This window comes from Exiguobacterium sp. s143 (assembly GCF_018618895.1).
GTDB classification, from domain to species: Bacteria; Bacillota; Bacilli; order Exiguobacteriales; family Exiguobacteriaceae; genus Exiguobacterium_A; species Exiguobacterium_A abrahamii.
Genome location: NZ_JACSMX010000008.1, coordinates 1 through 22,922 on the forward strand (window position 1 = coordinate 1; position 22,922 = coordinate 22,922).

Sequence of the window (22,922 nt, forward strand, 5' to 3'; positions counted from 1 at the left end):
AGTCACGATTGACGAAGCTTGCGCTTCATTCGTTTTTGTATTCCGTAGAATACGATTTTTGCCTCATCGTTCAGTTTTCAAAGTTCGTCGTGTCGTTTTCAGCGACTTTAATATCTTACCAAGTTATCAACTCGATTGTCAACAACTTTTTCGATATTTATTTTTGTGTGTCACGACCATTCGCGGCACAAGAAGTAATATACCATGGCTTTTTGAATCGTACAAGCATTTTATTAGAAAAACATTTAAAAACTTTTATTTACCCGTTTTTCGACTCGTTTATCCCTGTGTTGACTTCAAAAAGAATGCTCCATTCCTTCTATACAGTATAGAAAGAACGGAGCTCCACTCATTAATTTTGTTGGTGACGCATCGTTGGGAAGAGTAATACATCACGAATCGATGGCGCATTCGTCAACAACATGACGAGACGATCGATCCCGATCCCAAGACCACCCGTTGGCGGCATACCGTACTCGAGTGCTTCAATGAAGTCTGTATCCATTTCATGTGCTTCGTCGTTTCCTGCTTCTTTTTCGACGAGTTGTGCTTCGAAACGTTCACGTTGATCGATTGGATCGTTCAATTCCGTGAAGGCATTCGCATGCTCACGACGGACGATGAATAATTCAAAGCGATCCGTAAAGCGTGGATCCTCTGGATTTTTCTTCGCAAGCGGTGATACTTCAACAGGATGACCATAGACGAATGTTGGTTGAACGAGTGTTTCTTCTACTTTTTGTTCAAAGAACTCATTCAAGATATGTCCCGTCGTCATATGTGACTGGACCTCAACACCGTGTTCATGTGCTAGTTCGAGGGCACGTTCGTTTGAAATCTGTTCAAAGAAGTCGACACCTGTCGCTTCTTTAACGAGATCGACCATGTGTGCTCGTTTCCAACCGACAGATAGATCGATGACGTCTTCTCCGTAAGTGACTTGTGTCGTACCGAGTACTTCTTTTGCGACGTGAGCGATCAGGTTCTCTGTTAAGTTCATGATGTCTTTATAATCCGCATACGCTTCATAGAGTTCGATCATCGTAAACTCTGGGTTATGGCGTGTTGAGATTCCTTCATTACGGAACACGCGACCAATTTCGTAGACTTTCTCAAGTCCACCGACGATCAAACGTTTCAAATGGAGCTCGATTGCAATCCGCATGTAAAGCGTCATGTCGAGTGCATTATGATGCGTGATGAACGGACGAGCCGATGCTCCACCCGCAATCGTGTGCAACATTGGTGTTTCAACTTCCAAGTATCCGAGGTTATCGAGATATTGACGAATTCCACGAATGACTTTACTCCGCGCGATGAATGTCTCACGTGATTCTTGGTTCGTAATGAGGTCGAGGTAACGCTGACGGTAGCGTTGCTCGATATCTTTTAATCCGTGATATTTATCCGGAAGCGGACGTAATGCTTTCGTTAATAACGTAAATGCTGTGACGTGAACAGAGAGTTCACCAACATTCGTCTTGAACACATATCCTTGAATTCCGACGATGTCGCCTAAGTCACATGTCTTATAGATCTCATACGCCTCTTCGCCGACGTCATCTTTACGGACATACAACTGAATTTGACCTTGCACATCCTGAACATTCGTAAAGCCAACCTTCCCTTTACGACGTGTCGTCATGACACGCCCCGCGATGGCAACTTCCGGTTTCAGTTCAGCCAATTCTTCTTTTGTATGTTCACCAAATGATGCACGAATGCTCTCAGTATCCGTCGAACGTTCAAAACGTGCGCCGAATGGATCGAGACCTTGTTCACGCATGGCGTTCATCTTACCGAGACGCACCTGCATTTGATCGTTCATTTCCATATCCTGACTCACTGTCTTCACTCCTTTTAATAATGGTTCACGACGATTCTCTCGAATAAAAAGCTGTCGGAATGACCGACAGCCCTTTTAGAAAACCGATACGCTCATCTTCAATGCAACTAGCGTACCACAAAACGACTATGTCCGACTATACTTTACCTGTTAGGCATATGCTACGTCTTCTTCGAGTGTCTGCAAGTACTGCTGTAACAGTTCGACGAGTCCTGCGTGTGTGTCGATATTGAATAACGCATTGCGAACGCGACCGTTCCCCTTCATTCCTTTCAAATACCAGGCGACGTGTGTCCGCATTTCGCGTACGGCGAGTTCTTCTCCCTTTAGCGCGACTAGTCGTGTGGCGTGTAAGAGACAGATATCAATCTTCTCACGCGCCGTCGGTTCTGCCGGAAGCGTTCCTGATTCGAGATACTGGATCGTCTGATACAACATCCACGGGTTCCCGAGAGCTGCCCGTCCGATCATGACACCGTCGACGCCGATCTCATCAATCATCCGTTTTGCATCTTGCGGAGTCTGAACATCTCCATTTCCGATGATCGGAATGTTGACCGCTTTTTTCGCTTCCCCAATGATGTTCCAGTCTGCGACACCTTCATACTTTTGCGAACGCGTCCGCCCGTGGATGGCAACGGCTTTCGCACCACCCGCTTCTGCCGCTTTGACATTATCGACACAATAGATATGATGACTGTCCCAGCCGGTCCGCATCTTAACAGTAACGGGTTTATCGATCGCTTGCGTCACCGCATGGACCATCTCATATACCTTATCCGGATCAAGCAACCATTTCGCTCCAGCATCGCTTTTCGTGACTTTCGGGACAGGACAGCCCATATTGATATCAATGATGTCGGCATTCGTGTTCGCCTCGACATATCGCGCCGCTTGAACGAGTGTCTCTTTTGAACCCCCATAGATTTGAAGGCTCAGCGGTTTTTCCCGCTCATCTACGTACAGCATCTGAAGCGTTCGTTCGTTCTCGTACAAGATCCCTTTATCGCTGACCATCTCCGCACAAACGAGTCCCGCACCAAATTCCTTTGCAATTAACCGAAACGCCGGATTACAGACGCCTGCCATCGGTGCCAAGATGACTTGATTCTTCAGTTTGACATCGCCAATGTTAAATTCCATTATTGTTCCTCCGCTTCTAAAAGCCCACCTAACCGTCGTACACCGTTTCGTTCTGTCTCCGGTAACTGCTGATACAACTGCTCGACGCTTTGTCCTAGACCGGGTATGACGAATGTTGCTGCGAGTTCACGTAATGGTGCGAGGACGAATGCCCGCTCTTGCATCCGCGGATGCGGAACGGTTAATCCTTCGAGGTCAATGCGTTCTTCCTCATATAGCAAAATATCTAAGTCAAGCGTCCGTGGTCCATTTTTGAACAGGCGCTCGCGTCCTTCTAGCTGTTCAATTTCCTGCAGTCGCCCAAGTAAGACAGATGCCTCATCCGTCGTTTGGATTGCGACGACCATATTATAGAATAAATCCTGCTCGAGATATCCGACAGGTACCGTCTCATAAATGGAAGAGGTCTTTACGTCATGAACGGACGGTAATGCTCTCAGGCGAGCAATCGCTGCTCTTAAGTGAGCCGCCTTATCGCCGATGTTCGAGCCGAGTGCAATGTAAGCTTGCTTCATGCATAGTCCTCCCGAAGGCGATTGATCTCGACCGCCACATGTTCATAATGACCGGCAATCGGCGGATCCGGTTTGATGACCTTGATCGACGCTTCTTGAATTCGTTCGTCTAACGCAAATACTGCTTTTGCAATACGGTCCGCCAAGGCTTCGACGAGTTGGAGCGGTTCTCCTTCGACGACACGTTTCGTCGCTTCATACAATTCGGCGTAATTGACACTTTTCGTCAAATCATCCGTCCGACCGGCTTCTGCCAATGCAAGTCCGATCGATAAGTCGACATTGAAGCGTTGACCGAGTTTCGTCTCTTCTGCGAATACACCGTGATACCCATAAAAACGCATTCCTGTTACATGAATTCGATCCATCGTTATTCCCCCTTCGTCGCAGCCAACATGATGTCCATCATCTGCGCTGCCCGTTTGACTTCTTTGACGTCATGCACACGCATCCAGTCACATCCTTGTTGAATCCCGTAGCAAACCGTCGCAATCGTTCCTTCGAGTCGTTCTTCTGTCGGTAATCCAAGCGCGAGACCAATCATCGATTTACGGGATGTCCCGAGTAAAACCGGATACCCGAAGTCCGTTACGATCGATAGATGACGCATCAGGTACAAGTTCTCTTCATGCGTCTTCATGAATCCAATCCCCGGGTCGAGCCAAATGTGCTCTTCCGCCACGCCTGCCTGTTTTGCTAACCGAATTGATTCCTCAAGGTCAGCCCGGACTTCTGCCAGCATATCTGTCCCATGCGCCGTCTCCCGGTTATGCATCAAAATGATGGGTACTTTATACTGCGCAGCAACGTTGACCATCGAACGATCGCCCCACTTCGAGCCCCAAACATCGTTGATGATGTCCGCTCCCGCTTGAATAGCAGCCTCTGCGACGACAGGTTTGTACGTATCGATCGACACCAGTACGTTCAGCTCTCGTTTGATGCGCTTGATGATCGGTAAAACACGGGCGAGTTCTTCTTCGACTGATACGAACGCTGCACCCGGCCGTGTCGACTCTCCACCGACATCGATCGCATCTGCTCCATCCGCGACGAGCTGACGCGCTTGCCGCATCGCTTGCTCGACATCGACATATTGTCCACCGTCCGAAAAGGAGTCCGGTGTCACGTTCAAGATACCCATGATGTAAGTCATCGTTGTTCTCTCCTTGTCGTCACATGTTCGACGGATTGATCGAACAGCGTCATGATTTGTGCATATCCTGTTCCGTTGATTCCAGGGAAAGGGCGTCCGTCAAGTGACGAAATCGCGACCGCTTCCTGAACGGAATTCGTATAGATGATCTCATCTGCTTCTTCGAGCTGCGGTAAATAAGACAAGCGTTCTTCGACCGGTACATGTTGCATGAGAAACTGACGGGTAATCCCGTTCAGTGCACCGGTCTCAAGCGGTGACGTATACCATGTACTTCCGTAACGCCAAAAGATGTTTGACGTAATGCCCTCACAGACATGACCTTCCTTCGTTAAAAACAGCCCTTCTGCTTCCGGATTGAACAATTGTCGTTTCGCCACTAGATTGTTCATGTAATGATGTGACTTCAAGCGGTAAGTCGTCTCCGGCGTACTGCGCGGTAAACGAATCGTCTCGAGTGCACGTTCCGCCCGTTTTCGCGGAGCGATTGGTTTCGCATAGATCAACACGGTCGGCGTGTCATAAGGATCGATTGATAAACCGATCTCGCGTGGACCGGCAGAGACGTTCAACCGAATGTATAAATCGTTCGCCCCATATGCTGCATATAAATCTTGGATCGCTTGCCGTAAGGCTTCCCGGTCATATGCTAGCTGGATTCCGAGTGCGACACAACTCATCCGTAAGCGTTCAATATGATCATCGAACAAAAACGGATGTCCGTTATAGGTCCGAAACGTCTCGAATACACCCATCCCGTAGACGAATCCGTGATCGAGCGGGGAGATGCGTACTTCTTCTTCTCGTTTAATGGTTCCGTCATGCCAGAGATACATAATGCGTCAACTCCAAGAAATTTTTTAACATCTGCTTCCCGTCTCGCGTCAAAATCGCTTCCGGATGGAACTGGACACCGAGAATCGGCAACGTCCGGTGACGGAGTGCCATGATCTCTCCACCGGCTTCCGCCGTCACTTCGAGCACTTCCGGGAATGTCTCGCGTTCAACGACGAGCGAGTGGTAACGTGTCACCGGTGTCGCTTGTGGGATCCGTTCAAAGATACCTTGTCCGTCATGCGTCAGTGGCGAGACTTTTCCGTGCATCAATTCCTTCGCGCGGACGACTTTACCACCGAATACTTGCCCAATCGCTTGATGACCTAAGCAGACCCCTAGTATCGGCACCTTCCCAGCAAAATAAGCAATCGCTTCTAAACTGATCCCCGCTTCATTCGGCGTACAAGGACCCGGCGAGATGACCAGATGATCCGGTTGCAATGCTTCGATTTCCGCAAGGGTGATCGCGTCGTTGCGAAATACCCGGATGTCTTGCCCAAGTTCGCCGAAATACTGGACTAAGTTGTACGTAAAGGAATCATAGTTATCAATCAATACAATCATTGCGTTCCCTCCGCTGTTTCTTTGGTCACCCATAACGCTTTGGCTTTACTAAGTGACTCTTCGTATTCACGTGCTGCGTCCGAGTCCGTGACGACTCCAGCACCTGCTTGAACATATGCCATCCCGTCTTTTGCGACGAGTGTCCGGATCAAGATGTTGAAGATGACATCATCCGCCCAACTGATGAAGCCAAGCGATCCGGTGTAGATTCCGCGCCGGACCGGTTCCAGTTCTTCAATGATTTCCATCGTCCGGATTTTTGGTGCTCCAGTGATCGTACCACCTGGGAACATCGCAGCGAGCACCTGACTCCCCGAGTGTTCCGGAGCTACTTCCCCTCTGACGTTTGAGACGATGTGTTGTACGTGCGAGTATTTCTCGATCACCATCAGCTCATCGACATGAACCGTACCATAACGACTGACGCGCCCTAAATCATTTCGCTCTAAATCAACGAGCATCACATGCTCTGCCCGTTCTTTTTCATTATCGAGTAAGGTTTTCGCAAGTCGTAAATCCTCCGCTTCATCCTTCCCGCGCGGTCGTGTTCCGGCAATCGGACGTGTCGCTAACGCATCACCGATTTTTTCGACGAGCAACTCGGGTGAGGCGGACACGAGTGTTAAATCTTCATCCGCAAAGTAACCCATGTATGGAGAAGGATTGACTTGTCGTAATACATCATACAAATGTTCCGCTGTCGTCCCAAGCGGTTCTTGTTGGCGGACGGACAAATTAACTTGGAAAACGTCACCGTCCTCAATATAGGATTTAATTCGGTGTGCCGCTGTCATGAACGCTTCCTGCCCGAAAGCCCGTTCTCGCTCACCTGATGAACCAGTCGCTGTAAATTGAGGTGCATCCGTCTCGATGCACCAACGCGCGACTTCCGTTTCAAGAACTCGCTCTGCTTCTTCTGCCGTGTCTCGTGTCACGGCAATGAACAACTGCTTCGTTTCCTCATCAAACACGGCGACTTCATCGTACCAGTAAAATGACAGCTCGGGTGTTTGCAGATCATCCGTCGCTCGCTCCGGTAGCTTTTCTAAATAACGGACGGCATCATAACTGACGTATCCGGCAAACCCACCAAAGAACGGTGGCATTCCATCCGGTCGGACTGATTCACGGTCGACGCGGAGCTGTTCGAGTACATCAAACGGATTCGCCGTCGACGTCTCGACTTTTCCATCTGTCTCAATCGTCGTCGTTCCGCCTTTTGTCCGGACGTATCCGACAGGACGAGTCGCCGCCATCGTATACCGGCCGATTCGACCGCTTTCGAGCCAGACGTGTCCCGTTGTGCCATTCGTCTGTTCAACATATCGATTGTAGAATTGTTCTTTCGTCCATGGTACTGCTTTGTATTTCGTCTGTCGCATACGCGTCCCTCACTTCACACTATTCTGCTCTCATTATACGCAAAAAAGTACACGGAAGCCGAATGACTTCCGTGTACGTCCAGTTGATTACTTCGATTGGTCTGCTTCTTCCTCGATTTGATACAGCGGTGTACTTAAGTACCGCTCTCCATTCGAAGGAATGATTGCGAGAACGTTTTTCCCTTTACCGAGACGTTTCGCTGTCTTGAGCGCCGCTGCAATCGCAGCACCTGACGAGATACCACCTAAGACACCATTCGTCTTCGCTGCTCGGCGTGCGTGATCGAATGCTTCTTCCGTCGTGATTTGCTCGACACCATCATAAATCTCAGTATCGAGAATCGACGGGACGAATCCAGCACCGATTCCTTGCAGTTTGTGTGGTCCCGGTTTACCACCTGATAAGACGGGTGAATCCGTTGGTTCGACGGCAATGATTTCAATACCTTGGAAAGCATCACGTAACACTTTACCAGCACCGGTGATCGTTCCACCCGTTCCAATTCCCGCGATGAATGCATCGAGTTGCATGCCTTCGAACGCTTCGACGATTTCAGGACCTGTCGTTTTTTCATGAACGACTGGATTGGCACCGTTATTGAATTGTTGTGGCATGAAGTAACCGTGTTCTTCTGCTTCCGCTGTCGCGCGAGCGATCGCACCCTTCATTCCTTCAGGTCCCGGTGTCAAAATCAATTCTGCACCATAGGCGCGGAGCAACGTCCGGCGCTCCATGCTCATCGTTTCCGGCATGACGAGGATGGCGCGGTACCCTTTCGCCGAAGCGACCATCGCTAGTCCGATCCCTGTGTTCCCACTTGTCGGCTCGATGATCGTGTCTCCTTCTTTAAGTTGACCCGCTTCTTCCGCTGCCTCAATCATGGATAACGCGATCCGGTCTTTTACGCTTGATCCAGGGTTCATGTACTCCAATTTCAGATACACATCTGCATCCTCAGGACCCGTTAGATGATGTAACTTGACGATCGGGGTCCGACCGACTAAATCTAATACTGAATTCGCAATACGCATGACCATTCCTCCTCATTAGTGAACCGCTTGAATTCCAAGTAATCCGATAAACTAATTATCAGCGGACTGGATGAAATCTGTCAATCAAAGCGTTTGACTTCCGGCTTTTTTCCATCCTTCGTCTGGCGTTCGACCGCTTCTTGAATCAAACGATCAATCGTCTGCTTTTCCTGTTCCGTTCGCATCGTCTGATAGACCATCGCGCGCGTGATTTTCTCATCACCGACTTCGGCGACGACATCCTCGAGCGGACCACCGATGCTGTCTTGAACGATTTTAGGAGAATCGACCTTTGGGAGCTCACCCATGAAGGCGTAAGCACCGGTCATGAAATTCGTCAACATTAAGATGAAGATCAACATCCACAAGTACTTAGGTTGTACATTCCCCATATTAGATCCCTCTTATGCTCTTTCGAGTGATTTTTCACGAAGTTCCTCTAATTCTGGAACATCATAGTGATAATGCTCTGAACAGAAGTGACAAACGGCTTCCGCACCGCCATCTTCATCAATCATCGCTTGAATCTCATCTGGTCCAAGGGCAATGATCGCTGTCGCTAATTTGTCACGATCACACGTACATTCAAATGATACCGGAATCGTATCAAGATGTTCGTAGTCACCGAGAACGAGTTCTAACATTTCTTCTGGTGTTTTTTCCTCACCGACAAGAATCGAGATCGGTTTTAGAGCTCCAACACGTTTTTCGAGTGCTGCAATCGTCTCTTCCGATGCACCTGGCATCAATTGAACGATCAATCCACCTGCCGCAATGACCGATTCGTCTTCTGGATAGACGAGAACGCCAGCTCCAACGACCGATGGGCTTTGTTCCGATACAGCGAAGTAATACGTGAAGTCTTCACTGATCTCACCTGTTTGAATCGGCGATTGACCACCGACGAAGTCACGCAACCCGAGGTCTTTGATGACAGAGATGTTTCCGCGACCGACCGCTTCACCGACTTTTAGTTTCGTCAGACCATCTGCATTGACATACGTATCCATCTCGACGCGGGGACGACTCACATATCCACGTACGACACCTTTTGCGTCGGCATCGACGATGATTTTCCCGATCGGTCCATCGCCTTCGACTTTTAATGTGACACGTGTATCGCCTTTTTGCATCGTACCCATCATTGCACCGATCGTCAGTGTCCGACCGAGCGCTGCTGTGACGACAGGTGTCGTCTGGTGGCGCAGTTGTGCTTCATAGACCGTCTTCGTCGAACGGATTGCAAACGCACGGACTTCTCCATTGAAGCCTAACGCCCGTACTAAATAGTCATCTTTTAATTGTGCTAATAATTCTTCACGTTTCATCTTGATTCCCTCACTTATTTCGTTCGTAGATAATCCGTAATCCATCTAACGTCAAGAATGGATCGACGACCTCAATCATCGTGGATTCCTCGCTGATTAATCGGGCTAAGCCGCCGGTCGCAATGACCTTCGCTTCTCCCATTTCTTCTTTCATCCGGTGAACGAGTCCGTCCACCTGTGCCACATATCCGAAATAGGTCCCCGACTGCATCGCATGGATCGTATTCCGTCCGATGGCTGACTGCGGTTTCGCGATTTCGATTCGTGGCAATTTTGCTGCCTTATTATAGAGTGCCTCGGTTGCAACCATCACACCGGGTGAGATGATGCCGCCGTAATACCGTTTTTGTGCATCGATGTAACAATACGTCGTCGCTGTTCCGAAATCGACGATGATCATCGGTCCCTCGTATTTCGCCGTCGCCGCTACTGCGTTGACGATTCGATCGGCTCCCACTTCCCGTGGATTATCGACTTTTAAATCCAGTCCTGTCTTGATTCCTGGTCCAATCAAGAACGGACGGCGTTTAAAGTAACGCACACACATATTTTCTAGTGGAAACACGACGGGGGGTACGACAGATGATAACACGATTCCCTCGATTTCTTCCACGTTTAGCTCTGCGTCACGGAACAACGCTTTGACGAGCATACCGTATTCGTCCGTCGTCCGTGTCCGGTCTGTCGCAATCCGCCAATGCTCAATCAACTCTTGTCCCTGATAGACACCTAAGACGATATTCGTATTTCCGACATCGATGACTAAAATCATTTGCTTATTTCCCCGCTTCTTCTCGATTTTCATGCTTCTATATTCCGTTGTTTCACGATCGGAATAATATACGTTGTGATTATACCATGCTCATATGGTCACACCTACCGATGTGTATTCGCTCGGTCTGCCACAAAAAAGAACGGATTCGATGCGAGATCGAATCCGTTCCATCCGTTTACACTTGATCGTCGCGACGCGGCGTGTCTGGTGTATCCGTATCTACATTTTTCCCTTCGTCAACGACTGAACCCATTTGCGTTGGAGACTGCGTCGGTTGATCAACAGTTGCATCTGTCGATTCCGGTGCTTTCTCTTCTGCTTTTGGAGTCGTTGCTTCTGGTTCATGTTTTTTGTATTCGCCCGTCTCTAGGAGATGGTGAATTTGTTTTTGATCGAGTGTTTCGACTTCAAGCAACGTCGTTGCAATCAAGTCGAGCTGATCGCGTTTCTCAGTCAGGATATCTTTCGCTTTTTGGTAACAGCGGTTGATGATCGCTTGGATTTCCGTATCGATCTCGTGTGCGATTGCATCCGAGTAGTTCTGTTCGTTTTGGAAATCACGTCCGAGGAAGACGTTGCCACTTTGACCTGATCCAAATTGAAGTGGTCCGAGTTTTTCACTCATCCCGAACTCCATGACCATTTTCCGTGCAAGACCTGTCGCACGCTGGAAGTCATTGCTTGCCCCAGTCGAGACTTCTCCGAAGACGATATCCTCTGCGACACGACCACCGAGCAATCCAGTAATCTTATCTTCGAGTTCCGGCTTCGTCATGAAGTAACGATCTTCTTTTGGCAACATGACGACATATCCACCCGCGTTACCGCGAGGAACAATCGTTACTTTGTGTACTTCATCCGCATCGTCGAGCGTGACACCAATGATCGTATGTCCTGCTTCGTGCCATGCGACAATCTTTTTCTCTTTCGGCGAGATGATCCGGCTCTTCTTCGCTGGTCCTGCGATGACACGGTCAATCGCTTCTTCGAGATCAACGATCGAGACTTTATCACGGTCTGAACGTGCTGCAACAAGTGCTGCTTCATTCAGAAGGTTCTCAAGATCCGCACCTGAGAATCCAGGTGTCCGCTGTGCGATAGCTTTCAAATCAACCGTCGAATCGAGCGGTTTGTTCCGTGCGTGAACTTTCAAGACTGCTTCACGACCGACGACATCTGGACGATCAACCGTGATTTGACGGTCAAAACGACCTGGACGGAGTAAGGCTGGGTCAAGAATATCAGCACGGTTCGTTGCTGCGATCATGATGATACCTTCGTTTTCACTGAATCCATCCATCTCGACGAGAAGTTGGTTCAATGTCTGCTCACGCTCATCATGTCCACCACCGAGACCTGCGCCCCGTTGACGACCGACAGCATCGATTTCATCGATGAAGATGATACATGGTGCGTTTTTCTTCGCGTTTTCGAACAAGTCACGGACACGTGATGCCCCGACACCGACGAACATCTCAACGAAGTCAGAACCTGAAATCGAGAAGAATGGTACGCCAGCTTCACCAGCTGCAGCACGTGCGAGCAACGTCTTACCTGTACCTGGAGGACCTACGAGGAGGACCCCTTTCGGAATACGGGCACCGAGTTTCGCGAATTTACGCGGATCTTTCAAGAATTCAACGACTTCGACGAGTTCTTGTTTCTCTTCGTCTGCGCCGGCTACATCATCAAACGTGATCTTTTTCTTCTCTGTATCATAGAGGCGTGCCTTCGATTTCCCGAAGTTCATGACGCGACCGCCACCACCGCCACCTTGTGCTTGATTAATCAAGAAGAAGAAGAGGATGAAGATGATGATGAATGGAACGATCGTCGTCAGTAACGCGATCCAACCACCATTCGTTTCTGCTGCCTTGAAGTCCAATTTGACTCCTTGGCTTCTGAGTTGCGTATAGAGATCCGTTAGTTCCGTATCAACAGCCGGTACGACCGTCTCATACGTCGAATCTTTTTCACGCAAATCTCCTGTCACATTATACGTCTGCCCTTCATATTGGAAGGTAGCCGTCTTGATTTCACCTTTTTCAACAGACTCGACAAACTGTGTGTAATTGATTTCTTTGCTTTTGTTCACTGGACTCTGCAAGTATTGCAGAAACAAGATCAAAGCTAGAAAAATGACCCCAAACACGAGGGTATTCTTCACTGCTCGGTTCATCTTATGCCTCCTCTCCGCATCCATCTCGTTTTTCTAGTGGATGAATACGAATCCTGGCGCGACAGGGCGCGCTTTGTAATTGGTTTCATCTTATCATGGGACAGACGAGATTAAAAATAATTAGCCGCCGTAGACTGCAGGTTTCAAGACACCTACATACGGAAGGTTACGGTATTTCTCTTCGTAATCCAGACCATAACCGACGACGAATTCGTGTGGAATGACGAAGCCACTGTAATCTGCGTGCAAGTCATTCTTCCGTCCTGTTGGTTTGTCGAGCAACGTCACGATCTTAACGGACTTCGCTTTCCGGTACTTGAAGAGGTCGACGAGGTAGCCAAGCGTCAATCCGCTGTCGATGATATCTTCGACAATCAAGATGTCGCGTCCTTCTACCGATGTGTTCAAATCTTTTTCAATCTTGACTTCACCTGTTGATGTTGTCCCACCGTGATACGTTGAAACGTCCATGAAGTCCATTTCAAGGTGCATATCCATCTTTTTCACAAGATCAGACATGAAAGGCATTGCGCCTTTTAAGACACACACAAGCAACGGAAAACGATCGTGATAATCCGCTGTCAATTCGCCGGCGAGTTCGCCCACTTTATTTTGGATCTCTTCTTCTGAAATCAGTACTTTTTCCATATCGTTCATCAAGGTCATGCTAGGTATTCCTCCTCCATAATAAACACTACATTACCATTCTATCATTAAATAAGATTTTGCGAGGAGTTCAAATGACCCGAATATTGCAATTCGATGTCCAATGACGGCTAAAATCACTCCATTTGCATCGACGACGACCGGAACCTGTTCTCGGAGATAACGTGGAACCTTAGCATCAATCAGAATTCGACTGACTTTTTTCGAACCCACAGCAAGCTGAATCCGATCTCCTGGACGTGGCGGACGCACCGTCAACGGGAACGCAATCGCGTCCAGCGGGATACCTTGGTTTCCGATTGAGAAGCGAACCATTTGTTCACCATAATGATACGTTCCCAAATTCTCCCCTACTTGAAACGGTAAATCGTCATTCATTGACCGTATCACACGATCCTGCATCAAAAAGCCATATGCACGTCGCATCCTCCAGTTTCCATAATACACTTCGTCCGAGCCCTTATCCACCCGAAGCCACATGATGAAGTGACGAATCGTTTCTGAAGAAAATGTTTCTCCCGTTAGTGTCGGCAAGACAAGCCGCTGTAAATCCGTCGGTAATTCTAAAATACGTGCTACCGGAATTCCGTTCGCTTCCTTACACCGGTCGAGATAGGTCGCGACGAATGTCGCCTGCTCACGCATGATTTGCTGTCGCGCATGTGCTGCCGCTGCTGTTGCTTGTTCAAACTCTGGACGCATTTCTCGGAGTGTTGGAACAATCGCATGCCGGATTTGATTGCGCAAATAATTGGTTTCTGCATTTGACGCATCTTCTCGCCACGGAACTTCATGTTGCAGCGCATACTCGAGTAATGTTTGCTTCGATTCATGTAGTAACGGTCGATGCAACCAACCGTTACCAAACGGACGAACGACGGGAATACCATCAACCTGCGCTTCTCCACGAATGAGCTGAATGAGTAGCGTCTCGATTTGATCGTCTTGATGATGAGCGAGAATCAGACGCGAGCGCCCGGTCTCTTCCATGATTCGTTCAAAAAACGCATATCTCTCTTCGCGACAAGCTGCTTGAGAGCTCGTACGTCCTATCCATTCTAAACGCGTCATGAAAAAGGATATCTTTCGGGACGTTGCCCACTCCTTAATAAAGCGTGCTTCTTCGTCGGACGCCTCTCGTAATCCATGATGCACATGCGCAATCGCGATATCGTAGCCCTCTTTGTACAACCGATCGACGAGTACCATCGAATCACACCCTCCCGACACACCTACTAAAAGTGGTTCGAACGGCACACCTTCCATAGCGACTTCCCCCTTTCCGTTAAAACCTAAAAAAAGCTATCTCTATATAATAGAGATAGCTTTTGAGAATGACCCGTACGGGATTCGAACCCGTGTTACCGCCGTGAAAGGGCGGTGTCTTAACCGCTTGACCAACGGGCCAAAAAAAATATGGTAGCGGCGGAGGGAGTCGAACCCACGACCTCACGGGTATGAACCGTACGCTCTAGCCAGCTGAGCTACACCGCCATATTTTTAACTCGTGCGTCTTAAGCACATTTTCTATAATACGGGCAGGTCAAATGAAAGTCAACGCTTTTTCTAAAAATAATTTCAAAAAAATAAAAGATGGAATGAACGGCGTCATTCCATCTCTATTCTTATAAAGAACAGGTCAGCAAGTTATTGACGTTTTGCGCCGCGTCCGCCACGTTTTGAATCCGTTTGACGTTTCAATGTAGCAAGACGATCTTCACTATCTTTCAGGAAACTAGACATCAGCGTATCGAACGATTGTTCTTTGCGCGGTGGTGGTGTACCACGGCCGCCTTTGTTGAAGCCTCCACGGTTACCGCCTCCACGTGGTCCTTTGTTATCGAACGAACGTGGTCCACGATCTTGTCCTGCTGGACGTGGTCCACGGTCGAACTGACGTGCAGGACGAGGACGTTCGCCTTCTGGACGATCGACGGCTTTTTTGATGGAAAGACCGATCTTACCATCGTTTTCAACACTTAAGACTTTGACGGTGATTTCTTGACCAACCGTCAACACATCATTGATGTCTTTAACGTAAGAATCTGCCACTTCACTGATGTGAACAAGACCAGTTTTCCCTGTTGGTAACTCAACGAACGCTCCGAAATTCGTGATGCCTGTTACTTTCCCTTGCACTTTGCTGCCTACTTCAATCGACATAAATTGTATTGCTCCTTTTTAGTTGATTCGTTTCTTATTATACGAGTGATTCATTCTTTTTTCAATCAATCGGCAACCTTCAATTAGTCTTCCGGTGAAAAGTAGAAGATCGTTTCCCCTTTTTTCGAATAGAGCAACTCGCTCCGAGCTAAGTTCGCTACATACTCTTTATCATTGAGACGATTGATTTCTTCCTTCAGACGGGCGGTCTCTTTTTTCGCTTTCGTCTGCTCTTGTTCAGCGACTTGAAACGACTGCTTTTGTTCAGCGATCAATTGCCGTTTTTCCATGTATGACCACCCCATGAGGGAAAAGATGAGCAAAAAGACGGTCAGACACAGGAAAAAGCGATTTTTGAGGCGTCGACGGTTTTCGATGGCATTCTGACTCAACTGCTTCTTACGGTCATTGAGCGGCTTGATCTTTGGCGCTGGACGCCCTGATTCGAGCGGTGTTGGCATATCATCCCTCCTCTTTCTGAGTGGTCATCCCTGACACTCTTTAGTATACTTCCTTTTTCAGGTAAATTACATCGATTCTTCGGAATTCACCTTTTCTTCACGGATGATCTCATACATATCAGACGCTTCTTCTTTTTTGGCATGTTCTTTAATGCTCGAAATCGCAACTGTGACGATCTTGTTTCCGAACCGGATCGTCATCTCATCACCTGCTGCTACCGTGCTACTTGCTTTCGCCACATTACCATTGATCGTGATGCGACCTTGATCGGCTACTTCTTTGGCAAGCGTCCGTCGTTTGATCAGACGCGATACTTTTAAAAATTTATCAAGTCTCATGACTGTTCCTCCTGCTTCGCTTGATGCCAGAGTGAATCTTGCTCTTCAAGCGTCATCTCAACGAGCGGTCGGTCCGCTAGTTGTTCCATTCGCGTAAAGCGACGGATGAATTTATCATTCGTCTGTTGTAGCCCCTCTTCTGCCGAGAGACCAAGGTATTTCCCGACGAGTGTCATCGAAAACAGAACGTCTCCGAATTCACCTAGTCGTTCTTCTGGTGTGGCTTCCTTCAATTCACGTAACTCTTCGATTACTTTTTCAAGTGCACCCTCGACGTCACTCCATTCAAAACCGACTTTCGCCACTTTCTTTTGAATGTCTTCTGCGCGCATCAAGGCAGGTGCTCCTTTCGTCACGCCATCGAGCAAGGAAGTCCGCTCCGGTTTTTCTTGTGCTTTGATGTCTTGCCAGTTCGAAACGACGTCTGCTGAAGAATCGACAATCGTTTCTCCGAAGACGTGTGGATGACGACGAATCATCTTATCACTGACGCTTCCGATGACATCTCGAATGTCGAAATACCCTTCATCTAGACCAATTTGTGCGTGGAGCATGACCTGTAAAAGGACGTCTCCTAGCTCTTCTATCATTAAGTTATCGTCCTGAAGGTCGATTGCTTCCAGTAATTCGTAAGATTCTTCGATTAAATGACGTTTTAAGGACTCATGTGTCTGCTCTTGATCCCATGGGCAACCACCTTCACCACGTAATCGCGCGATGATCTCTTTTAATGTCGCGAAGTCACGGTTCAACGTCTGCTCATCCGTGACTGGTGGCACGTAGACTGTCGTCAGGTTACTGAGCGTCGTCACATGATCGAGTTCATATAACGGCACGCTTTGGACAGTTTGTTTGCTTGTACCCGCTGCCGTGACCAAAGTGACAAGATGTTCGTCCGGATAACGTTCCATCAGCTGAACCTTTAAGTCACCGGCGACGAGCGCATCATAGACTTGTCCAATCAGCAGATGTTGACGGATCTGTGCTTCATCGACGGCAAACGCCGTCGCATCAAGCAACTGGAATCCTTCAATCGGATCCACACCAAGCGCCGCGAACATCGGATCAAGAAAACTTTGTCCGCCTACAACGTCGACCGCGTCCGTCCGCTCTAATAACTGTTGGACGGTACTCTCAGCGACCAGTGGATGACCTGGGACGGCATAGATGATGTCCGTCGTCTTTGAGAGGCGAAGCAATTCCTCAACGATTTCTGTGTATACGTCTTCAAACCGACTATGTCGTTCGTAAACCGAGTCAAATGATGTAAAGTTCATTCCCTCTGCTGCGAGTTCTGAAACGACTGGATGATCCATTGTCCGTAAATAGACAGGATGTGTCGTGTTTTTTAATAATCGATAGATGCCAAACGGCAATTGTTCGAGTTCGCCGACGCCAAGGCCGACGATCGTGATTCGGTGTGTCATATACTCCTCCTACGTTGGTACATCTGATATAACTTATCTCCTAAAGGCAATAGGGCCCACTCTTGTTCTGTTAATGCACGGACGCGTAATGCCATACTGCCATAAATGATGGCACCACCGATGACAAGGACGCCGACTTCGAGTGCCGCACCGATTCGTGTCTCAAGCTTAAACAGCTGGAAGAACGTTTCGATCAGATACAGAAACACACTCATGGCGAACACAGGTAAGACCAGTCGTTGGTAGAACGCGTTTCCTGCCGATACGCGACCGAACTTCCGGTTCAATAAAATCCATTGTGCTGTCGCCATGACGGCAAAACCGCCAAATGTCGCCATACCCGCCCCGATCATACCATATCGGGGAATGAAATAGAGATTCAGAACGAGCTTCGCCCCTAATCCGACAAGAACACCAACGAGCGCATATTTTTCAGCATCGACCGACTGGAGACAAGAGATGATCATCATCGCAATCGAAGCGGCAAATGCCGTCGCCGCGATCCAAATCAACCCTGCTGTTCCCTGGTCATCTTGATATAACGCAATATTGAGCGGACGCATCACACCCATTAGTCCGATTGTCGCTGCAGCGGCAATCAACAGACCGGAACGGAGTAATGTCTCGAGTTGTTGACGCATCATCTGCGGATCATGCTTTCGATATGCGGTTGATAAGGACGGAACACTCGCAAGACTCATCGATGTCGCAAAGAGAATCGCGAATTGCAGTAACGGATACCCACGGTCGAGCACCCCTTTTTCAATTTTCGTCTCCGTCGTATTACCAAGCAGATTGACGAACGTCAATCCATCGATCAATTGCATTAGTAACAAGGCAAGTGAGGCGATACTGACCGCCACCCCGCTTGTCACGAGCACTTTCCCGACCCGACGTACGTGAATACCTGAAAACACAGGACGACCGATCTTCCCTTTCGCAAAACGTAACAGGACGAATAACGAAACGATGCTGCCACCGATCGCTGTCAGATGGGCACTGGCACCAATCCAGTAGGGGTCAGCCTGCATCGAGACGCCGATATAGGTCACGAGCAACAAGAGTCCGACACGGACGGCATTTTCAGAGACTTGGGATACAGCCGTCGGTCGCATCTCGAGATCTGCTTGAAACATGCCTCTAAGAACGGCAATCACCGGTAGTAAATAAAATGTACACGTGACAGCTCGCAACGGAACAACGAGTTTGTCGTCCCCAAACCAGCCCGCGAGTGTCGGGGCAATCCACCATCCGAGCAGACCAAAAAAGACCGTCATCGCAAGTAAGACATAAAAAATCGACCAAAGGACTTCCCGTTTCTCATCTGGGTGGTGAAGCGTCAACTTCGCCACGATGACGGGCAGCGCATAAATTCCAAGCGCTGCCGCTATCGCGAATAAGGGATAGACCGTCTGATAGACATACAATCCGAAATCACCAGCAAGGTTCTGATACGGAATCCGGTAAAAGAAGCTGAGCAGTTTCGAGATATAACTAGAGATCGCAAGCAGTGCTGCGCCTTGCGCAATCGTTCGTCTATTCATCGTGCGACGAGCCGACGATCAAGCTCTGCTAGCAACTGTTCTGCCTGCATCGTCATCTGTTGCGTCGACTGCTTGTTGCGGTTCAGGGTCAAGACGAGTTTCTGTTCTTGTTGTCCCATCCCTAGACCACGCCCAAGCGGAACGGTCCATTTAACGAAGTCCGCCACGTCAAGCTGCTGTGTTGCTTGAAGCGACAAGACGATCTCGATTTTCGGATCGGTTTGTTTGACGCGTTCGACACGCGCCCGCTCGGCAAAAATCCGCATCCGTGTCAATTGGATCAAACGCGCAACCTCATCAGGGAACTCACCGAATCGTTCAAGCATCTCTGTTTCAAGTTGTTCGAGACTATCGACGGTATCGACATATTTCAAGCGTTTATAGAACTCGATTTTCAGCTCGGAGTCCGTCATGTAGTGTGATGGAATATACGCATCAAGACTGAACGTGAACTCGGGTACGAATTTCTGGACGCGTTTTTTACCTTTCATCCGTTCTTTGCGTTCTTCAACCGCTTCTGCGAGCATCTGCGAATAAAGATCGAAACCAACGGAGTCGATGAAGCCCGATTGTTGGGAACCGAGTAAGTTCCCGGCACCACGAATCGATAAGTCGCGCATCGCGATCTTAAAGCCGCTACCGAGCTCCGTGAATTCCTTGATCGCCTGTAGACGACTTTCTGCTACTTCCGTCAATCGTTTTTGCGGACGGTACGTAAAGTACGAATAAGCAACGCGACTTGATCGACCAACACGACCGCGCAATTGATACAGCTGCGATAAGCCCATTTGATCCGCGTCATGAACGATCAACGTATTGACGTTCGGAATGTCGATTCCTGTCTCGATGATCGTCGTACTGACAAGAACATCCGCGTCCCCTTCGAAGAACGCGATCAACTGACTCTCGAGTTCGGTTTCCGTCATCCGACCGTGCGCCGTGACAATCCGTGCTTCCGGTACGAGCGCGCGAATCTCTTCTGCCTTTCGCTCGATGCCTTCGACCCGGTTATACAGGAAGAACGCTTGTCCACCCCGGCCAAGTTCTCGTTCAAGTGCTTCTCGCATGACGATTCCGTCGTATTCCATGACATACGTCTGGACCGGATAACGGTTTTCAGGTGGGGTCTCAAGGACCGAGAGATCGCGGATCCCAATCATCGACATGTGCAATGTCCGTGGAATCGGTGTCGCTGTCAACGTCAAGACGTCAACGTTCGTCTTCAACTGTTTCAGACGCTCTTTGTGTTTCACGCCGAATCGTTGCTCTTCATCAATGATCAACAATCCGATATCAGCGAACTGAACGTCTTTCGACAGCACACGGTGTGTCCCGACGACGACATCGATCGTTCCCTCTTTCAATCCTTGTTTCGTCGCCTTTAATTCTGCTGGCGAACGGAACCGGCTCATGACCGACACACGAATCGGCCATTCACTGAATCGCTCAAGCATCGTTTCGTAGTGTTGTTGCGCAAGGACGGTCGTCGGTACGAGTAACGCGACTTGTTTTCCAGACATGACCGCTTTGAACGCCGCTCGAATCGCAACTTCCGTTTTCCCATACCCGACGTCGCCACATAATAGACGATCCATCGGACGCGGACGTTCCATATCCTTCTTGATTTCAGCAATCGATCGCAATTGATCGACCGTTTCCTCATACGGGAACGAAGCCTCGAATGCTTGCATGTTATCGTCGTCCTCTGGGAACGCAAAACCGACGGCAGCTTCACGAGCCGCATAGAGCTTGATCAACTCATCAGCAATATCCTCGACCGATTTCTGGACCTTCGCTTTGACCTTTTTCCATTCCGTTCCACCGAGTTTATAGATCTTCGGCTCTTTTCCTTCAGCGCCGACATACTTTTGAATCAAGTCGATTTGATCGACAGGAACATACAACGAGTCCTCTCCCGCGTAAACGAGATGGAGATAATCCTGATGATTACCGGCTACATCAATCGTCTTGATGCCGTGGTATCGTCCAATCCCATGATGAATATGAACGACGTAATCGCCTGTCTTCAATTCTTGGTAGCTCTTGATCCGTTCAGCGTTCGTCAGCTTCGTCGTTTGCTTCCGGCGACGCGCCGGTTGCTTGAAGACTTCTTCTTCCGTGATGACGACGAGGCGCGCATTCGTCATCTCGAATCCACCATGGATTCCGCCAATCAGAATCGCGGGTTGACCACGAGTGATGCCTTCTTTTGTTACGATCGACGCTTCGACCCCATAGTCGGACAATGTCTGACGCATCCGCTCGGCACGTTCTCGGTTACTCGCTAAGAAGACCATCCACATGTCCGCGCGACGATATCGCTCGACTTCTTGCTTCAGGCGTTCCATCTGACCATGGAACGGCGCAATCGGTTTGATGCTGAAATGGATTGCCGCACTTTCCGGTACCCCACTCCGGCGAGTCGGTAAGAGCGAGAGGTACAACAAGGGCTGTCCTTCAAAGACATGTGCCATCGGAACGGACAGGACGTAATCACTGACACTTTGTCCGCGTTCAATGAGAGACGCCATCCATTCTGCTTCCTCTGCATCCTGGACTTCCGCCGCTTCTTCGACCCGTGCGACTTCATCGACGATCAAGACGCTTCCCCTCACGTCTTGACGTAGCGTCGACGTGTAGAGGATCGGTGCATACTTCGCGAACTGTTTCGGACGATCGCCGTTTTCTAACAACTCGACGTCATAGGCGATTCCCTCTTCAAGTGCCGCGAGGACTTCCGTACTTTGGACGCGCTCTTTCGTCGCCTCATAAAGACGACGGACTTTTTCACCCGCGTCCTTCAACTGATCCTTCGTCGCGAAGTGTTCCGCTGCTGGCATCAAACATGCTTCTGCGACGACACCGAGCGAACGTTGGGTCTCCGCATCGAATGTATAGATCGAGTCGACTTCCTCGTCGAATAGATCGAGCCGGTACGGGCGTTCGACCGTGAGCGGATAAATATCGATGATACTTCCGCGAACAGCAAACTCACCGGGCGTCGTCACTGTCGCTGTCCGTTCGTACCCCGCATCGACTAAATCTTGGACGAAGTCCGGAATCGATAAGATGTCGCCCGGCTTCACTTGTTTGACGTGTGACAGGAATGTCTGTGCATCCGGAACATATCGACGTAAACCGACGAGCGGAATGATCAAAATTCCGTCGTCCGTCGTCAGTAAACGATGACGGGTCTCAATCCGCGTCGCCCGCAGTTCTGGACTTGCGCCATAAGAAAGTTCTGCTGCTAACGTCTCATCGACCGGATAGAGCATGACGTCTTCTTCCGGTACGAGTTCAATCAAATCATCGTACAGTTTTTGTGCTTGGAACATATTATGTGTCACGAGTACGAATCGACGTTTCGTCTCCTGATAAATCCCGGCGACGAACAATGCTTTCCCACTGTTCATCAGACCGGTGATCAACTGAGCGTTGACACCGTCCCGGAAACGTTCCCGAACCGTCTTGATTTCAGGAATCGCTAGTAAGAGTTCTTGTAATTGTTTCATCTTCTTCCTCCTAAAACACGACAGCAAAAACGCTTTGGAACCCCAAAGCGTTG

Annotated in this window: 21 protein-coding genes and 2 tRNA genes; all 23 read right to left on the reverse strand. The window is 49.0% G+C overall.

Annotation, left to right across the window (positions count from 1 at the left end; translation table 11 throughout):
• Window positions 1-352 precede the first annotated feature (352 nt).
• The 23 genes from lysS to mfd all read right to left on the reverse strand — a co-directional run bounded on the left by lysS (window position 353) and on the right by mfd (window position 22,869).
• Window positions 353-1,834 (reverse strand): lysine--tRNA ligase, encoded by a 1,482-nt coding sequence (gene lysS, locus KNQ03_RS16330; protein ID WP_214725622.1) that lies wholly within the window; start codon window positions 1,832-1,834, stop codon window positions 353-355.
• A gap of 162 nt (window positions 1,835-1,996) precedes the next feature.
• Window positions 1,997-2,989, reverse strand: a complete 993-nt coding sequence (gene dusB, locus KNQ03_RS16335) for a tRNA dihydrouridine synthase DusB (RefSeq protein WP_023466575.1) — start codon at window positions 2,987-2,989, stop codon at window positions 1,997-1,999.
• Window positions 2,989-3,504 carry a 2-amino-4-hydroxy-6-hydroxymethyldihydropteridine diphosphokinase gene (gene folK / locus KNQ03_RS16340; RefSeq protein WP_214725596.1) on the reverse strand — a complete coding sequence of 172 codons (516 nt, stop codon included), beginning with the start codon at window positions 3,502-3,504 and terminating at the stop codon, window positions 2,989-2,991. Before folK ends, dusB begins: the two co-directional genes overlap by 1 nt.
• Complete coding sequence (folB, locus tag KNQ03_RS16345) at window positions 3,501-3,872, reverse strand: dihydroneopterin aldolase (protein WP_023466572.1); 372 nt, start codon at window positions 3,870-3,872, stop codon at window positions 3,501-3,503. The genes folK and folB overlap by 4 nt, the downstream gene beginning before the upstream one ends.
• Window positions 3,873-3,874: 2 nt before the next feature.
• Complete coding sequence (gene folP / locus KNQ03_RS16350; RefSeq protein WP_064301055.1) at window positions 3,875-4,660, reverse strand: dihydropteroate synthase; 786 nt, start codon at window positions 4,658-4,660, stop codon at window positions 3,875-3,877.
• A complete protein-coding gene (locus KNQ03_RS16355) occupies window positions 4,657-5,496 on the reverse strand; it encodes an aminotransferase class IV (protein ID WP_214725599.1) in 840 nt (279 codons plus the stop codon). Before KNQ03_RS16355 ends, folP begins: the two co-directional genes overlap by 4 nt.
• Window positions 5,480-6,061, reverse strand: coding sequence for an anthranilate synthase component II (locus tag KNQ03_RS16360; protein ID WP_029343065.1), 582 nt, complete (start codon window positions 6,059-6,061; stop codon window positions 5,480-5,482). The genes KNQ03_RS16355 and KNQ03_RS16360 overlap by 17 nt, the downstream gene beginning before the upstream one ends.
• On the reverse strand, window positions 6,058-7,443 hold the full coding sequence (locus KNQ03_RS16365; RefSeq protein WP_214725601.1) for an anthranilate synthase component I family protein: 1,386 nt from the start codon (window positions 7,441-7,443) through the stop codon (window positions 6,058-6,060). Before KNQ03_RS16365 ends, KNQ03_RS16360 begins: the two co-directional genes overlap by 4 nt.
• An 87-nt stretch (window positions 7,444-7,530) precedes the next feature.
• A complete protein-coding gene (gene cysK / locus KNQ03_RS16370; protein ID WP_023466565.1) occupies window positions 7,531-8,475 on the reverse strand; it encodes a cysteine synthase A in 945 nt (314 codons plus the stop codon).
• A gap of 80 nt (window positions 8,476-8,555) precedes the next feature.
• Complete coding sequence (locus KNQ03_RS16375; RefSeq protein ID WP_023466564.1) at window positions 8,556-8,867, reverse strand: SurA N-terminal domain-containing protein; 312 nt, start codon at window positions 8,865-8,867, stop codon at window positions 8,556-8,558.
• Between the two features lie 12 nt (window positions 8,868-8,879).
• Window positions 8,880-9,803: an Hsp33 family molecular chaperone HslO gene (gene hslO / locus KNQ03_RS16380; protein ID WP_023466563.1), complete on the reverse strand. Its 924-nt coding sequence runs from the start codon at window positions 9,801-9,803 to the stop codon at window positions 8,880-8,882.
• A 10-nt stretch (window positions 9,804-9,813) separates the two neighbouring features.
• Entirely contained in the window at window positions 9,814-10,575 is a 762-nt protein-coding gene (locus tag KNQ03_RS16385; protein WP_029343061.1) for a type III pantothenate kinase, read from the reverse strand.
• Between the two features lie 178 nt (window positions 10,576-10,753).
• The gene (gene ftsH, locus KNQ03_RS16390; RefSeq protein ID WP_050677371.1) at window positions 10,754-12,757 is read right to left on the reverse strand and encodes an ATP-dependent zinc metalloprotease FtsH; all 2,004 of its coding nucleotides are present in this window, start codon (window positions 12,755-12,757) and stop codon (window positions 10,754-10,756) included.
• A gap of 120 nt (window positions 12,758-12,877) precedes the next feature.
• The gene (gene hpt / locus KNQ03_RS16395) at window positions 12,878-13,423 is read right to left on the reverse strand and encodes a hypoxanthine phosphoribosyltransferase (protein ID WP_023466560.1); all 546 of its coding nucleotides are present in this window, start codon (window positions 13,421-13,423) and stop codon (window positions 12,878-12,880) included.
• Window positions 13,424-13,456: 33 nt separating this feature from the next.
• The gene (gene tilS, locus KNQ03_RS16400; RefSeq protein ID WP_214725603.1) at window positions 13,457-14,689 is read right to left on the reverse strand and encodes a tRNA lysidine(34) synthetase TilS; all 1,233 of its coding nucleotides are present in this window, start codon (window positions 14,687-14,689) and stop codon (window positions 13,457-13,459) included.
• 69 nt (window positions 14,690-14,758) lie between these two features.
• A tRNA-Glu gene (locus tag KNQ03_RS16405) sits at window positions 14,759-14,830 on the reverse strand.
• 10 nt (window positions 14,831-14,840) lie between these two features.
• Window positions 14,841-14,917: transfer RNA gene (locus tag KNQ03_RS16410), tRNA-Met, on the reverse strand.
• 153 nt (window positions 14,918-15,070) lie between these two features.
• A complete protein-coding gene (locus KNQ03_RS16415) occupies window positions 15,071-15,586 on the reverse strand; it encodes a S1 domain-containing RNA-binding protein (RefSeq protein ID WP_023466558.1) in 516 nt (171 codons plus the stop codon).
• Between the two features lie 83 nt (window positions 15,587-15,669).
• Window positions 15,670-16,047: an FtsB family cell division protein gene (locus KNQ03_RS16420; protein ID WP_023466557.1), complete on the reverse strand. Its 378-nt coding sequence runs from the start codon at window positions 16,045-16,047 to the stop codon at window positions 15,670-15,672.
• 66 nt (window positions 16,048-16,113) lie between these two features.
• Window positions 16,114-16,386, reverse strand: a complete 273-nt coding sequence (locus KNQ03_RS16425) for an RNA-binding S4 domain-containing protein (RefSeq protein ID WP_023466556.1) — start codon at window positions 16,384-16,386, stop codon at window positions 16,114-16,116.
• Complete coding sequence (gene yabN / locus KNQ03_RS16430; protein ID WP_214725605.1) at window positions 16,383-17,813, reverse strand: bifunctional methyltransferase/pyrophosphohydrolase YabN; 1,431 nt, start codon at window positions 17,811-17,813, stop codon at window positions 16,383-16,385. Before yabN ends, KNQ03_RS16425 begins: the two co-directional genes overlap by 4 nt.
• Window positions 17,810-19,357: a putative polysaccharide biosynthesis protein gene (locus tag KNQ03_RS16435; protein ID WP_214725607.1), complete on the reverse strand. Its 1,548-nt coding sequence runs from the start codon at window positions 19,355-19,357 to the stop codon at window positions 17,810-17,812. The genes yabN and KNQ03_RS16435 overlap by 4 nt, the downstream gene beginning before the upstream one ends.
• Entirely contained in the window at window positions 19,354-22,869 is a 3,516-nt protein-coding gene (mfd, locus tag KNQ03_RS16440) for a transcription-repair coupling factor (RefSeq protein WP_214725609.1), read from the reverse strand. The genes KNQ03_RS16435 and mfd overlap by 4 nt, the downstream gene beginning before the upstream one ends.
• Window positions 22,870-22,922 lie beyond the last annotated feature (53 nt).